This is a genomic window from Serratia sp. TSA_130.1 (genome assembly GCF_052691795.1).
In genome coordinates, this window is the sequence record NZ_JBQZFS010000001.1 from 1,067,528 (window position 1) to 1,081,299 (window position 13,772).

The window sequence follows — 13,772 nt, forward strand, 5'->3', positions numbered from 1 at the left end:
GTGCAAATCGGGCCGCCCTGCGTTCAACTCCCCAGCGGGTAGAAACGCTCGCCCTGCTGCGCCATGCGCTGCAGGCGCTCGCACGGCGCGAAGTGCTCGCCGTGCTGCTGACGCAGGTAGTCCAGCGTCTTCACCACTTTCTCGGCGCCGAGTTCATCCATATAGCGGAACGGGCCGCCAAGGAACGGCGGGAAACCGATGCCGAATACCGCACCGATGTCGCCGTCGCGCGCGCTGCGGATCACGCCTTCATCCAGACAGCGCGCCGCTTCGTTCAGCATCATCATCACGCAGCGCTGGGCAATGGTCGCCGGCAGCATGTGCGCCTTCGGCGTGACGCCGAGCAACGTATACAATGAGGTGTCCGCGCGCTTACGCCGCTGACGCTGCTGCCCCTCGCTCGGGTAAAGATAGAAGCCGCGGCCGTTCTTGCGCCCTTTGCGCCCGTCCTTCAGCACCGCATCGAACGCGGCAGGCGCGGCGAAGCGCGGCCCCAGCGCCTCGACCAGCACCGGAATGATCTTGGTGCCGACGTCGATGCCCACTTCGTCCAACAGGGTGATGGGGCCGACCGGGAAGCCGAAGTCCACCAGCGCTTTGTCCAGCGATTCAATGGGCTCGCCTTCCAGCAGGCAGCGCGCCGCTTCGTTGATGTACGGTGCCAGGATGCGGTTGACATAAAAACCGGCGCTGTCGCCCACCACGATGGCGGTCTTGCCCTGCTTGTGCGCCAGCGCCACGGTGGTGGCGATGGTTTGTTCGCTGGTGCCGGCGTGCGGGATCACTTCCACCAGCGGCATTTTGTCCACCGGGCTGAAGTAGTGCAGACCGATCACCTGCTGCGGCCGCTGGGCCTGTTCGGCGATTTGACCGATAGGCAGCGAGGAAGTATTGGAGGCGAACACGGTATGCGGCGCGCAGTTCGCTTCGACCTCGGCCACCATCTTCTGCTTCAGCGCCAGATCCTCAAACACCGCCTCGACCACGATATCCACCTGCTCGAAGCCGGTGTAATCGGTAGAGCCGGAGATCAGCATCATCTGTTTTTGCCGTTCCGCCGGGCGCATGCGCTTGCTGCGCACCCGCTTGCCGAGCACGTCCCAACTGTATTTCAGCGCATGATTGATGCCAGTTTCATTGATGTCTTTGATGCGAACCGGCAAACCGCCGCGCGTGGCGGTGACGCAGGCGATGCCGCCACCCATCAGGCCGCCGCCGAGAATGCCTACGCGATGCAAGGCGCGCGGCTGAGCATCGCCGCCCCGCTCTTTTTTCAGCGCGGTGGAAGCGAAGAACAGGCTGCGCAACGCCGCCGATTGCGGCGTCATCGCCAGTTCGCCAAAGGCGCGCGCTTCGGCTTCATAGCCGCTGGCGCTGCCGTGATCCAGCCCGGTGCGCACCACCTGAATGATGCGCTCCGCCGCCGGGTAGTTGCCGTGCGTTTTCGCCAACGTTTTCTTGCGCACGATGCTGAACAGCAGATTTCTGCCCAGCGGGCCGTTGAGCAGACGATCCTGCCACGGCAGCTCGCGCTGATGCTTCCAGCCCTGTTTCACCCGCTCGATGGCGGTCTGCAGCAAAATCGATTGCGGCACGGCGTCGTCCACCAGCCCCATGCGCAACGCCTGGCGGGCGCGAATGTGCTTGCCGGTCAGGATCATGTCCAGCGCCTTGGCGGCGCCTATCAGGCGCGGCAGGCGCTGAGTGCCACCGGAGCCCGGCAGCAGGCCCAGCTGCACTTCCGGCAGACCGAGCGCGGTTTTGTCATCCAGCGAACAGACGCGGCCGTGGCAGGCCAGCGCTAATTCCAGCCCGCCGCCCAGGCAGGCGCCGTGGATGGCCGCCACCACCGGTACCGGGAAGGCGGCGATCTGCGCCAGCGTGCTCTGCCCTTTCTTGGCCAGCGTTTCCGCCTCTTTGGCGCTGGTGCAGGCGGCGATCATGGTGATATCAGCGCCGGCGATAAACGAGTCCGGCTTGCCGGAAACGATCACCAGCCCTTCCAGCGCAGTATGCTGCTGCGCGCGGATCAGCACGTCGTTAACCTGTTCGACGAACTCGGCCTTGAGCGTATTGACCTTGTCGCCCGGCACGTCGATGGTGATCACGCCGATGTTGTCGGGGCGGATCGTCAGTTGAAAGGCCGACGGTTTGGCGCGCTGCTCGTGCAATGCGTTTTCGACGCTCATCATTCCACCTCCACGATCATCGCGGCCCCTAACCCGCCGGCGGCGCAGGCGGTGGTCAGGCCCAGCCCGCCGCCGCGGCGTTTCAGCTCACGCAGCGTCTGGGTAATCATGCGCGCGCCGGTGGCGGCGAACGGGTGACCATAGGCGATAGAACCGCCCAATACGTTGAATTTGTCCATGTCCACTTCGCCGATTGCCTGGCTGCGGCCAAGCTTCTCGCGGGCGAACGCTTCGCTGGCGAACATCTTCAGGTTGGCCAGCGTTTGCGCGGCGAAGGCTTCATGCATGTCGATGAGCGTCAGATCGGCCAGGCCGATGCCGGCGCGATCCAGCGCCAGCGGCGTGGCGTAGGAGGGCCCCAGCAGCATGTCTTCCCACACGTCGATGGCGGCAAAGGCGAAACTGCGCAGATAGCCGAGCGGCTGCAGCCCCAGCGCTTTGGCGCGCGATTCGCTCATCATCAGTACCGCCGCCGCACCGTCGGTCAACGGCGTGCTGTTGGCCGCAGTGACGCTGCCGTGCTTGCGATCGAACGCCGGTTTCAGCTTGGCGTAGGAAGCCAGGCTGGAGTCTTTGCGGATGTTGTTGTCTTCAGAAAGCTGTGCGCGGTACGGCGGCACGTAGGCGGTCATCACCTCATCGCGCAGCCACCCCTCCTGCCAGGCCCTGGCCGCCAGCTCATGCGAACGGTGCGCCAGCGCATCCTGCGCTTCACGGGTGATGCCGTGGCTTTTCGCCATCTGTTCGGCGGTATCGCCCATGCGCAAGCCGGTGGAATACTCCGCCACCGCCGGCGGCACCGGCATCAGATCGCGGAATTTCAGCCGGCTGAACAGTTTGAGACGCTGCGACAGCGTGCGCGCCTTGTTGACGTCCACCAGCGTGCGTGCCAGCGCCTTGCTGACGCCGATCGGCAAGACGGAAGACGAATCCGCCCCGCCGGCGATGCCGACGCTGATGCTGCCGGCCATGATGCTCTCCGCCACGTTAGCGATCGCCTGGAAGCTGGTGGCGCAGGCGCGCGACACGCTGTAGGCGTCGGTATGGACGCTCATGCCGGTGCCGAGCACGATTTCACGCGCGATGTTCGGCGCCTCGGGCATTTGCACCACCTGGCCGAACACCAGCTGTTCGATAAGCTGCGGCTCGATACCGCTGCGCGCCAACAGCTCGCTCACCGCCGTTTTCCCTAAATCCACCGCCGGAATGCCGTGATAGGCAGTCGCCTGTTTGGCAAAGGGGGTACGCAGTCCATTCACAATCGCAATGCGGTCACCATGACGGGTCACCAACGGCAGTGCCTTACTCATAAATGCTCCTGAAGAAAATAACGTCAGCGCAATGGGCAGAAAGAGGTCTGACCTGATGAGGTCATTGTTAACCAAACGGTTACATTTGGCAAACCGGCAGAGAGCAAAACTGCGAGCAGGCGCACTTTCTATCGGGGCGGCACGGGGAAGGAAATCCCCGGCGCGCAGCAGGCGGCGCCGGGGGTAAAGCGGGGATTAACGCAGGCCGAGCTGGAAGATCAGGGTTTCCGCCTGGCAGGCGAAGGTAAAATCGGCTTCCAATTGTACGCCGCCGTCAACCGGTTTAATGCTACTGCTGATGTCACAGGGATCGGATTCGACCGCGCGCGCCTTTTCGCTCAGGGCCGCCAGCATCGCCTCCGCATCTTGTTGATTGCTGAACACCTGGCTGTAGGATGCGGTGCAATCGGTGTTATCCATCACGGTGCCGACATCCACGCAGCAACACGCGGCGGTTTCCTGGGCGCTGCATTTATTAATTGCATCTGACATGGTTGGTTCTCCTCAAGGGCCTCTGTTATCAGCCCAAATTGCCGTTTTATTCACCGGCGCAAAGCCACAAAATTCTGTGGGTATTTTACGCTCCCAAGCCGGCAATCACTAGCACTTACTTTTACTGGGTGTTTTAAGTGATGGAAATCACAAATAAAAATGAGCGCCTGCTAAGAAATGGTAAGAATTTTGTTATTTACCACTGTCTTTTTGTTAAGCAGATCTCTTTTTTGATATCAGAGTGGAAATATTTCAAAAACAAACTTGCAACATTTTCACAGGTCAGACCTATACTTCAGCCACTGGTCTGATTTGTCTGAACGATAACGGACCCTACAATCCCGCGCTCCTTGTTACTTCGTGTAACAATAGTTTAAATAATAAACACATAATGAGGTTTTGGTCATGAGCCAGAAAAACCTATTGACTAAATCAGCTCTCGCAGCTGCAGTGGCAATTATTTCTTCAAACGTGTCTGCCGCAGGATTCCAGCTGAATGAGTTCTCATCAGCTGGTTTAGGACGTTCGTATTCTGGCGAAGGCGCCATGGCGGATACGGCGGCCTCCGCAAGCCGCAACCCGGCGTTGCTGATGATGTATACCCGCCCGGAACTCTCTTTCGGCGCAGTCTTCATCGATCCGGACGTCGATATCAGTGGCCAATCCCCTTCCGGCGCCAGTCTGGATGCGAAAAACATCGCGCCGACCGCCTGGGTGCCGAACCTGCATTATGTTCACCCGATTAACGATCAATTCGCCGTAGGCGGCTCGGTCACCAGCAACTTCGGTTTGGCGACCGAATACAACAACGGTTATGCGGCGGGCTCCATGGGCGGCAAAACCGATCTGGAAACCCTGAACCTGAACCTGAGCGGCGCTTATCGCCTGAACAAAAACTTCAGCTTCGGTCTGGGTTTTGACGCCGTCTACGCCAAGGCTAAACTCGAGCGTTACGCCGGCGATCTGCCAAAATTGATCGCCGGTTCAGGCAAATTGCCGCCACAGTTGGCCGGCCCGGTTTCGCAGATCCCGGCAGATACCCAAATTTCTCACCTGAAAGGCGACGAATGGGGCTTCGGCTGGAACGCCGGTATTCTCTACGAAGTGGATGAAAACAACCGTTACGGCTTCACCTATCGCTCTGAAGTCAAAATCGACTTCGACGGCGATTACAAGAGCAGCCTGCCTTCAGCCTTCAACCCGCTGCTGGCCTCTCAAGGCCTGCCATGGGGCACCAACGGCACCACCATCCCGGGTTCTCTGAGCCTGCACCTGCCTGAAATGTGGGAGCTGTCCGGTTACAACAAAGTGGCGCCGCAGTGGGCCGTTCACTACAGCCTGGCCTACACCAGCTGGAGCCAGTTCCAGGAGCTGAAAGCCACCGGCAACAACGGCCAGACGCTGTTCCAGAAGCATGAAGGCTTCAAAGACGCTTACCGCATCGCGCTCGGCACCACCTACTTCTACGACGATAACTGGACCTTCCGTACCGGTATCGCCTTCGATGACAGCCCGGTGCCTGCCCAAAACCGTTCGATCTCCATTCCCGATCAGGACCGTTTCTGGCTGAGTGCCGGTACTACCTATGCGTTCAACAAAGACGCCTCGGTTGACGTCGGCGTGTCCTACATGCACGGCCAGAAAGTCACCATCAATGAAGGTCCTTACACCTTCACCTCCGAAGGCAAGGCCTGGCTGTACGGCGCCAACTTCAACTACCGCTTCTAATCTCGCTTGAGATGGATGCCAAAGCGCCCCGCGGGGCGCTTTTTCTTTGCCTGTCGCTCGCCGCGGGCGTAAAAAAACCCGCCAGACGGCGGGTTTTCATGGGCATAAGGCCGGCGGTTACTGCGAGTCGATCTCGTCCAGATCGCCCTGAATCGCCTTGGCGTTCGGGTTCTCTTCCGGCTTGAGCGAACCGCCGTTGGCGATGAAGTCGTGGCGCTGGAAGTAAGCTTCGCGCACCATGACATAAGGATCGGAGGAGTTGCGCAGCAGGCCGTCGGAATCCAGCAGTTGAGCGCGGGTTTCGATACCCTCGACCACCCATTTGCCCGCCGACATCCAGAAAGTCAGGTAGCTCAGCATCGGATACAGCGTATCCGCAAAGTCGCCGCCGTCTTCACGCAGGGTAAAGCTGCCGTAGCCCGGCAGCATCACGTACGGACCGTAGCCCACATCGTAATGCCCCAACGTGCTGCCGAAACGGTTCGGCTCTTCGCGCGCCAGTTTCGGGTTGGCCATGCCGGCCACGTCGATCAGGCCGCCCATCCCGAGCAGGGTGTTCAGGAAGAAACGGTTGAAGTGGATCATCCCGCGGTAAGGATCGCCCTTCAGGAAGGCGTTGACCATGCTGGCCGGCTCTTCCAGGTTGGAGGTGAAGTTGCTGATGCCGTTACGCGCCGGCATCGGCACGTAGTCACGCCAGGCCACCGCGACCGGACGCAGGATATAAGGATCCAGGACGTTGTAGTTGAAGTCGAACATCGTCCGGTTAAATCCTTCCAGAGGATCGGAACGCCCTTGCGGCTCATTGTCTGGCGCGCTGGCACAGCCCACCAGTAATGCCGCTGCGAATGCCACCCCAGTCAGGCGAAAGTTCATATTTTTCTCCATAAAAACACGTTCGGTCTTATTTTTCAGGGACCTGCTTGTTTATCTGAACGCTAACCTGCTCTTTGCCGCTGAATGTCTGCAGCGAGCTTTCGCCGAACCAGTCCCCCGGCTGCGGCGTGGCCAATCCGTCCTGTGAGAGGCGCACACGCACCTGCACCTGATGCTGTGCCGAGAGTAGACGCTCGGGCATCATGGCGTTGCTGTCGTCCAGAGAGAAAGACAGCGGAAAACGGCTCAACGGCAATTGTTTTACCGCGACCGGCACCGGGCTGACGCCGTCGGTCACCGAGATAACCAGCGTCCCCTGCGGCGGCATGGCTTTCGCCGCCTGCGGTGACAGTGAAACAGTCACATTCAGTTTAACAGTTTCTCCGCCGGCCTGGGCTTTTGCTTGTGCAATACTGCGCTTTATCACTTCCGCGCGCGGATCGTTAGCCGGCAGCAGCTGCAGCATCACTTGCCAGGCGCCGATCGCCTGTTTGAAATCGCCCTGTTCGAAAGCGTTGAACGCCAACAGGCTGAGCACCCGCGGATCGCTGTGATTTTCCGCGATCATGCGCCGCAACAGCTGCGTCGCCTGCTTGTTATCCTCCGGATCGTTGGATCGCGTCAAGACCTCGGCATAGCCGAGCCGCACTTCCAGACTATTCGGATCCAATTGATAGGCATGAGCAAATGCCTGCGTGGCGGTGGTGGCGTTGTTCAACGCCATGCCGACGCGCCCCAGCATCATCCAGTCATTGATATTGCGATCGTCCTGCTGTAGCTCGGTGCGCAGCCCCAGCCCGAGGCGCGCGATCTCTTCCATGCTCAGCGGTTTGGCGCGCTCATTGGCGACGCGCTCACGCAATTCCGGCATTTGCGCCTGCACCAGACGCCAATCCAGCACCTGCGCCAACCCGCCGGTTTTCAGATAAAAGCCAACGGTCACCGCCAGCAATAACAGCACGCCCGGCACTAACGCCCAACGGTTGATCGGTTTCGCCTGCTCTGCCTGTTCGACGGGGATGTCGTTCAACAGGTTCTGTTGCAGCTCTTTAACCAGCTCCGGGCGCTCGGCCACCACGCCCTGCTGCTCGTCCTGCTCCAGTTCGCTGAGGCGATCCTGATAGAACGCCTTGTTCAGCGCATCGCGCGTAGCGGCGCTCTGCTTGCCGTGGCGCATCGCCGGCACCACCAGCAACGCGGCGGCGCCGGCCAGCAACACGCAAATAATCAGCCAAAAAGCCATTAGGGTTTCTTCCTGTCAGTCTCTTGCAACAACGCCGCCAGGCGCTGCCGTTCCCGTTCGGAGAATTCATCATCCGCCGCCGCATCGGGCTTACGACGGGTGCGCAGGATCACCACCGCCCCGCCTATCAGCACGAACAGCAGCGGGCCGATCCACAAGATCAGCGTCGCCGGCGTTACCGGCGGTTCGTAGGTGACGAAATTGCCATAACGCGCCACCATGTAATCGATGATCTGCTGCTTGCTTTGCCCCTGCATCATCAGCTCGTACACCTTGGTGCGCATGTCTGCGGCGATAATAGCGTTGGAATCGGCAATGCTGTTGTTCTGGCATTTCGGGCAGCGCAGCTGTTCGGTCAACTCGCGATACTGTTGCTCCTGCTCAACGGAGTTGAAGCGATAGGTATCGATCGCCGCAGCGGCGCTCCAGCTCAGCAATGCGGCGAACAGCAGGGCAATCAGCCTCATGCCTCACCCCCGTACTTTCTATACAGCGGCAGCACTTCCTGCTGCCAGACGCGCTCGTTCATGTCGCCGGCGTGGCGATAGCGAATGATCCCCTGACCGTCGATAAGGAAGGTCTCAGGCGCGCCGTACACCCCGAGATCCAACCCCAGCATGCCGTCGCCGTCGTACAGGCTGAGCGCATAGGGATTGCCGAGGGAATTAAGCCAGGTCACCGCCTTGGCGCGATCGTCTTTATAGTTCAGGCCGACCACCCGCACGCCGCGCGCCGCCAGCGTATTGAGATACTGGTGCTCCGCGCGGCAGGTCGGGCACCAGGTGGCCCAGACGTTGAGCAATATCGGCTTGCCGTCGCGCAGCACCGCCTGATCGTAGGTTTTGCCCGGCTGATCCAACGATTCCAGCCTGAAGGTCGGCACCGGTTTGCCGATCAGCGCCGACTCCAGCATGGTCGGATCTTCGCCGCCGGCGTTGCGCGTCAGCTGCACCATCAGCGCCGCCACCAGCAGCAGGAAGAGTACCAACGGGATAAACAGCAGCTTACGCTTCATGATTGCGCCTCCAGCTTGCCTTCGCGCTTGAGCTTTTTGCTCATGCGATAACGCGGATCGAGAATGCACAGCAGGCCGCCAATCGCCATAAAGACGCCGCCGAACCAGATCCAGCGCACGAAGGGTTTGTAATACAGACGCACCGCCCAGGAGCCGTCTTCCAGCTCCTCGCCCAGCGCCGCGTACAGATCGCGGCTGAACCCGCCGTCGATCGCCGCCTCGGTCATCATGCTGCGCGCCACGCTGTAGTAGCGTTTCTCCGCGTGCAGCGTCGCCTCCGGCTTGCCGTTGCGCGTGACGTCGATGATGCCGACGCCGCCGCTGTAGTTCGGGCCGCGAATGTCGTGCACGTCGCGGAACACAAAGTGATAGTTGTGGATATCCACGCTGTCGCCGGCCTTCATCCGCACGTCGCGCTCCACGCTGTAGTTCTGGCTGAAGGCGATGCCGATCACCGTCACCGCCACGCCGAGGTGGCCGAGTACCATGCCCCAGTGGCTGCGGGACAGCTGCCGCAGGCCGCGCCAGAAACCGTGACGATGGGTGGCGCGCTCATGCAGCTCCATCAGCGTCAGGATGATCACCCACAGCGCCATAATCAGGCCCACCACCGTCATGCCGGCGATGCTGTCCTGCAACAGCCACGGCAGCAGAATCGACAGCACCAGCGTCACCAGCAGCGCCACGCCGAGGCGGCGCCACAGCTTGCCCGGCTCATCGCGGCGCCAGCGCACCAGCGGCCCGATGCCCAACAGCAGCGCCAGCGGCGCCATCAGCCAGGTGAACATGGTGTTGAAGAACGGCTCGCCGATCGAAATGCTGCCCAGCCCCAGCTGTTTGTGCACCAGCGGCAGCAGCGTGCCCAACAGCACCACCAGCATGGCGGCGATCAGCAGCACGTTGTTGCCCAGCAGGAAGGTCTCGCGCGAGAAGGTCTCGTGCTGCACCCGGCTGCGCACCTGGCCGCCCTTGACCGCGTACAGCAGCAGCGAACCGCCGATGACGATCACCAGATAGGCGAGAATAAACATGCCGCGCGCCGGGTCGGAGGCGAAGGAGTGCACCGAGACCAGCACGCCGGAGCGCACCAGGAAGGTGCCCAGCAGGCACAGCGAGAAAGCGGTGATCGCCAGCAACACCGTCCAGGCTTTGAACGTGCCGCGTTTCTCGGTCACCGCCAGCGAATGCATCAGCGCGGTGCCGGCCAGCCACGGCATAAAGGAAGCGTTCTCCACCGGATCCCAGAACCACCAGCCGCCCCAGCCCAGCTCATAGTAGGCCCAGGCCGATCCGAGCACGATGCCCAGCGTGAGGAACACCCAGGCGGCGGTGGTCCACGGGCGTGACCAGCGCGCCCAGGCGGTGTCGAGCCGGCCGGCCATCAGCGAGGCGATGGCGAACGCAAAGGCGACCGAGAAACCGACATAGCCCATGTACAGCAGCGGCGGGTGGAAGATCAGGCCGATATCCTGCAGCAGCGGGTTGAGATCGCTGCCGTCAATCGGGAAATTCGGCAACGTGCGGGTGAACGGGTTGGAGGTCATGATGATAAACAGCAGGAAACCGGCGGTGATCATCCCCATCACCGACAGCACTCGCGCCACCGCATCCTGCGGCATCGCACGGCTGCACAACGCCACCGCCAGCGACCAGCAGCTCAGCAGCAGCACCCACAGCAGCAGCGAACCCTCGTGCGCCCCCCAGGTGGCGGCGATGCGGTAATACACCGGCAGTTGGGTATTGGAGTTGGTGGCCACGTAGGCGACGGTAAAGTCGTTAACCACGAAGGCATGCACCAGGCACAGGAACGCCAGCGCAATCGCGGCGAACATGCCGTAGGTCAGCGGGCGGGCCACCGCCATCATGCGGCTGTCCTGCCGCGCCGCGCCCCACTGCGGGTAAATGCTCAGCAGCAGCGCGATCGCCAGCGCCAGGCACAGCAGAAAACTGCCCAGTTCCGGCATCATGACTTGGCGCCCTCCGCCTGCGGCGCGTTATACGCTTCCGCCGGCCCTTGGTGATTCTCTTTCATCGCGTCGGCCACTTCCGGCGGGGTGTATTTCTCATCGTGTTTGGCCAGCACTTCGCGCGCGTTGACCACGTTGCCCTCGCCCAGCACGCCCTGCGCCACCACGCCCTGCCCTTCGCGGAACAGGTCCGGCAGAATGCCGGTGTAGGTCACGCCGATCGCGCCGCGCGCATCGTAAATCTTGAAGCTGACCTGCAGCGTATTGGGATCGCGTTTCACCGAGCCCGGCATCACCATGCCTCCGATGCGCAGCCGCTGGCCGACCTCGGGCTTCTCATGGTTTTCGCCCTTGCCCTGCAGGATTTCACCCGGGGTGTAGAACAGATCGATGTTGGAGCGCAGCGCGTACAGCATCAGGGTTGCGGTCAGCGCGATGCCGATCAGCACAACGATCGCCAGATAAAGGCGGCTTTTACGACGTGGATTCACAATGATTTCTCCCGCGGTGCGGCGGATTTTTGTTTTGATTGTTGCGCATGGCGAATGCGCCGCTCGCGCGCCTGACGGCGGCCGATCTCGGCGAGCAATAGCCGCCGCTGCCAGACGGTGTGCGCCACCAGCCCCAACAGCGAAATCAGCGTGACGGCAACCGCCAGCCAGACATAGAAGGCATAACCGCCCATGGCGAAAAACGCCGGCCAGGAATCGAACGCGGCATTCATGACTGACGCTCCTTATTCACCAGCCCGGCGACCCACGGGCGCTGGCGCTCCTGGAACAGGATCAGATTGCGCAGGCGCATCAGCGTCAGCGTAATGAACAACAGCAGGTAGCCGAGGATCGCCCAGCGCAGCGGGGTGCGCATGCTGGGCGCAATGGATTGCTGCATGTTGGTCGACCCCTGATGCAGCGTGTTCCACCATTCGACAGAGAAATGGATGATCGGGATATTCACCACGCCTACCAGCACCAGAATCCCGGCGGCCCGGCCCGCCAGGCGGCGGTCTTCAAAAGCGTTATACAGCGCGATGACGCCCATATAGAGGAACAGCAGCACCAGCTCGGAGGTCAGCCGCGCGTCCCATACCCACCAGGTGCCCCACATCGGCTTACCCCAGGCGGAGCCGGTCACCAGCGCGATAAAGGTGAACACCGCGCCGATCGGCGCCATCGCCGCCACCACGGTATCGGACATTTTCATCTGCCACACCAGGCCGATAAACGCCGCCACCGCCATCGAGGCGTAGATGCCCATCGACCACATGGCCGCCGGCACATGAATATAAATGATGCGGAAGCTGTCGCCCTGCTGATAATCCTTCGGCGCGAAGCCAAAGCCCCATGCCCAGCCGAGCAGCAGGCAGGCCGCCGCCGCCAGCCCCAGCCAGGGGATAAAGCGGCCGCAGACGTGATACAGCCGTTCGGGCCGCGCCAGTTGATGTAACCATTTCCACATTGTCGTCAGTGCTCACGGTAATTTTTATGCGTCGGCCGCTCCGAGCGTTCGAAACGGCGAAAATCTTCTGCGGGGTACGCTCTTGTCGGCCTTGCCCCGTCTGTTCATTCAATACGTTAGCTAGTGCACGCTCACTCGCAGCGCCGCCGCGGTGGCAAACGGCGCCAATGTCACGCTGCCCGCCAGCATCGCGCCGAGTATCGCCAGATAACCGTCGATCGGCATGCCCATCGAGGCGGCGTCGATCGCGCCGGTGGCGAAGATCAGCACCGGGATATACAGCGGCAGCACCAGCAGGCTGAGCAGCACGCCCCCTTTGCGCAGGCCGACGGTCAGCCCCACGCCGATAGCGCCGATCAGACTCAGCGTCGGCGTGCCGAGCAGCAGTGTACCCGCCACCGCCAGCCAGGTTTGCATATCAAGCGACAGCAGCAGCGCCACCAGCGGCGACAGGATCAGCAGCGGCAATCCCGTCACAACCCAGTGAGCACACACTTTGCCCAGCACCGTCATCGGCAGCGGCGTCGGCAGCAGCAACAGCTGCTCCAGCGAACCGTCGAGAAAGTCGTCGCGAAACAGCCGCTCCAGCGACAGCAGCGAAGCCAGCAGCGCCGCCACCCACACGATGCCCGGCGCAATGCGCGCCAGCAGCTGCGGTTCAGGGCCAATCCCCAGCGGGAACAGCGTGATCACAATCAGGAAAAACCACAGTGGGTTGACGATCTCCGACCCTTTACGGCAGGCGATCTTCAATTCGCGACGCACCAGAGTCAAAAACATCACAAACTCCCCGCGTCGTGTTCCGCCAAACGAATTTTGCCCACCGTTTGGCTGACGCCGGCCAAATCCTGATGCGTGGTCAACAATACCATGCCGCCCCGCTGCGCATGTTGTTCAAAAAGGCTAATCAACTCGGCCACGCCCTGTTTATCGATTGCCGTCAAGGGTTCATCGAGGATCCACAGCGGCGCCGCGCTGAGCCACAATCGCGCCAGCGCCACCCGCCGCTGTTGCCCGGCCGAAAGCTGCGCCACCGGCAGATCTTCGTACCCCACCAACCCCACCTGCTCCAGCGCGCGCCAGATGGCCTGATGCTCGACCGCGCCGCGCACCGCCTGATAAAACTGCAGATTTTCAAAGGGTGTCAATACGGCTTTGATGCCCGGTTGATGGCCGATAAACAGCAAATCTTGCTGGTAACCCGCACGATCGCGCAACGTGTTGCGCCCGCGCCAGCACACCTCACCGCCGTCCGGCCGCGCCAGACCGGCGAGGATGCGCAGCAAACTGGTCTTGCCCGCGCCGTTCGGCCCTTCTACCTGAATGATATCGCCCGGCTGAACTGAAAAGCTTAGCTCGCTAAACAGGATGCGCTCATCGCGCACGCAACTCAGACTTTTGGCTTCCAGCATCAGGGAACTCATATTTTTCTTTGGGATAGCGAATCATAGCATAAGCCTTTCCCCGCACGCAGCCTGCGGCGGGCGCGCCGAG

General features: G+C 61.5%; 14 protein-coding genes. 1 reads left to right on the forward strand and 13 read right to left on the reverse strand.

Going from position 1 to position 13,772, the window contains the following annotated elements; all coding sequences use genetic code 11:
- Window positions 1–23 precede the first annotated feature (23 nt).
- The 3 genes from fadJ to ACUTQY_RS04955 all read right to left on the reverse strand — a co-directional run bounded on the left by fadJ (window position 24) and on the right by ACUTQY_RS04955 (window position 3,991).
- The gene (gene fadJ / locus ACUTQY_RS04945) at window positions 24–2,189 is read right to left on the reverse strand and encodes a fatty acid oxidation complex subunit alpha FadJ (protein WP_047025283.1); all 2,166 of its coding nucleotides are present in this window, start codon (window positions 2,187–2,189) and stop codon (window positions 24–26) included.
- A complete protein-coding gene (gene fadI / locus ACUTQY_RS04950; RefSeq protein ID WP_046687567.1) occupies window positions 2,189–3,499 on the reverse strand; it encodes an acetyl-CoA C-acyltransferase FadI in 1,311 nt (436 codons plus the stop codon). Before fadI ends, fadJ begins: the two co-directional genes overlap by 1 nt.
- 195 nt (window positions 3,500–3,694) lie before the next feature.
- Window positions 3,695–3,991, reverse strand: coding sequence for a YfcZ/YiiS family protein (locus tag ACUTQY_RS04955; RefSeq protein WP_072145088.1), 297 nt, complete (start codon window positions 3,989–3,991; stop codon window positions 3,695–3,697).
- Window positions 3,992–4,396: 405 nt separating this feature from the next.
- Between ACUTQY_RS04955 and fadL the strand changes: the two genes are divergently transcribed.
- Window positions 4,397–5,719, forward strand: a complete 1,323-nt coding sequence (gene fadL / locus ACUTQY_RS04960; RefSeq protein ID WP_033651974.1) for a long-chain fatty acid transporter FadL — start codon at window positions 4,397–4,399, stop codon at window positions 5,717–5,719.
- Between the two features lie 117 nt (window positions 5,720–5,836).
- Here the strand turns inward: fadL and mlaA are convergent, their stop codons facing one another.
- From mlaA to ccmA, 10 genes are all read right to left on the reverse strand, one after another.
- A complete protein-coding gene (mlaA, locus tag ACUTQY_RS04965; RefSeq protein WP_033643913.1) occupies window positions 5,837–6,595 on the reverse strand; it encodes a phospholipid-binding lipoprotein MlaA in 759 nt (252 codons plus the stop codon).
- 28 nt (window positions 6,596–6,623) lie between these two features.
- The gene (gene ccmI, locus ACUTQY_RS04970; protein ID WP_033651975.1) at window positions 6,624–7,838 is read right to left on the reverse strand and encodes a c-type cytochrome biogenesis protein CcmI; all 1,215 of its coding nucleotides are present in this window, start codon (window positions 7,836–7,838) and stop codon (window positions 6,624–6,626) included.
- The gene (locus tag ACUTQY_RS04975) at window positions 7,838–8,305 is read right to left on the reverse strand and encodes a cytochrome c-type biogenesis protein (protein ID WP_046687568.1); all 468 of its coding nucleotides are present in this window, start codon (window positions 8,303–8,305) and stop codon (window positions 7,838–7,840) included. The genes ccmI and ACUTQY_RS04975 overlap by 1 nt, the downstream gene beginning before the upstream one ends.
- Window positions 8,302–8,853, reverse strand: a complete 552-nt coding sequence (locus ACUTQY_RS04980; RefSeq protein WP_033643916.1) for a DsbE family thiol:disulfide interchange protein — start codon at window positions 8,851–8,853, stop codon at window positions 8,302–8,304. The genes ACUTQY_RS04975 and ACUTQY_RS04980 overlap by 4 nt, the downstream gene beginning before the upstream one ends.
- Window positions 8,850–10,820, reverse strand: a complete 1,971-nt coding sequence (locus tag ACUTQY_RS04985; protein ID WP_033632468.1) for a heme lyase CcmF/NrfE family subunit — start codon at window positions 10,818–10,820, stop codon at window positions 8,850–8,852. Before ACUTQY_RS04985 ends, ACUTQY_RS04980 begins: the two co-directional genes overlap by 4 nt.
- Entirely contained in the window at window positions 10,817–11,311 is a 495-nt protein-coding gene (ccmE, locus tag ACUTQY_RS04990) for a cytochrome c maturation protein CcmE (protein WP_046687569.1), read from the reverse strand. The genes ACUTQY_RS04985 and ccmE overlap by 4 nt, the downstream gene beginning before the upstream one ends.
- Window positions 11,308–11,544, reverse strand: a complete 237-nt coding sequence (gene ccmD / locus ACUTQY_RS04995; RefSeq protein WP_033651976.1) for a heme exporter protein CcmD — start codon at window positions 11,542–11,544, stop codon at window positions 11,308–11,310. The genes ccmE and ccmD overlap by 4 nt, the downstream gene beginning before the upstream one ends.
- A complete protein-coding gene (locus ACUTQY_RS05000) occupies window positions 11,541–12,278 on the reverse strand; it encodes a heme ABC transporter permease (RefSeq protein ID WP_042785127.1) in 738 nt (245 codons plus the stop codon). The genes ccmD and ACUTQY_RS05000 overlap by 4 nt, the downstream gene beginning before the upstream one ends.
- A gap of 120 nt (window positions 12,279–12,398) precedes the next feature.
- Window positions 12,399–13,058: a heme exporter protein CcmB gene (ccmB, locus tag ACUTQY_RS05005; protein WP_025303731.1), complete on the reverse strand. Its 660-nt coding sequence runs from the start codon at window positions 13,056–13,058 to the stop codon at window positions 12,399–12,401.
- Window positions 13,058–13,690, reverse strand: a complete 633-nt coding sequence (gene ccmA / locus ACUTQY_RS05010) for a cytochrome c biogenesis heme-transporting ATPase CcmA (RefSeq protein WP_046688525.1) — start codon at window positions 13,688–13,690, stop codon at window positions 13,058–13,060. Before ccmA ends, ccmB begins: the two co-directional genes overlap by 1 nt.
- Window positions 13,691–13,772: the final 82 nt, after the last annotated feature.

Bases quoted from the DNA above. Each gene is read 5' to 3' on its own strand.
- ACUTQY_RS04985 (WP_033632468.1), bottom strand. From the start codon at position 10,820: ATGATGCCGGAACTGGGCAGTTTTCTGCTGTGCCTGGCGCTGGCGATC.
- mlaA (WP_033643913.1), bottom strand. From the start codon at position 6,595: ATGAACTTTCGCCTGACTGGGGTGGCATTCGCAGCGGCATTACTGGTG.
- ccmD (WP_033651976.1), bottom strand. From the start codon at position 11,544: ATGAATGCCGCGTTCGATTCCTGGCCGGCGTTTTTCGCCATGGGCGGT.
- ccmI (WP_033651975.1), bottom strand. From the start codon at position 7,838: ATGGCTTTTTGGCTGATTATTTGCGTGTTGCTGGCCGGCGCCGCCGCG.
- fadI (WP_046687567.1), bottom strand. From the start codon at position 3,499: ATGAGTAAGGCACTGCCGTTGGTGACCCGTCATGGTGACCGCATTGCG.
- ACUTQY_RS05000 (WP_042785127.1), bottom strand. From the start codon at position 12,278: ATGTGGAAATGGTTACATCAACTGGCGCGGCCCGAACGGCTGTATCAC.
- ccmB (WP_025303731.1), bottom strand. From the start codon at position 13,058: ATGTTTTTGACTCTGGTGCGTCGCGAATTGAAGATCGCCTGCCGTAAA.
- ACUTQY_RS04955 (WP_072145088.1), bottom strand. From the start codon at position 3,991: ATGTCAGATGCAATTAATAAATGCAGCGCCCAGGAAACCGCCGCGTGT.
- ccmA (WP_046688525.1), bottom strand. From the start codon at position 13,690: ATGCTGGAAGCCAAAAGTCTGAGTTGCGTGCGCGATGAGCGCATCCTG.
- fadL (WP_033651974.1), top strand. From the start codon at position 4,397: ATGAGCCAGAAAAACCTATTGACTAAATCAGCTCTCGCAGCTGCAGTG.
- ACUTQY_RS04980 (WP_033643916.1), bottom strand. From the start codon at position 8,853: ATGAAGCGTAAGCTGCTGTTTATCCCGTTGGTACTCTTCCTGCTGCTG.
- fadJ (WP_047025283.1), bottom strand. From the start codon at position 2,189: ATGAGCGTCGAAAACGCATTGCACGAGCAGCGCGCCAAACCGTCGGCC.
- ACUTQY_RS04975 (WP_046687568.1), bottom strand. From the start codon at position 8,305: ATGAGGCTGATTGCCCTGCTGTTCGCCGCATTGCTGAGCTGGAGCGCC.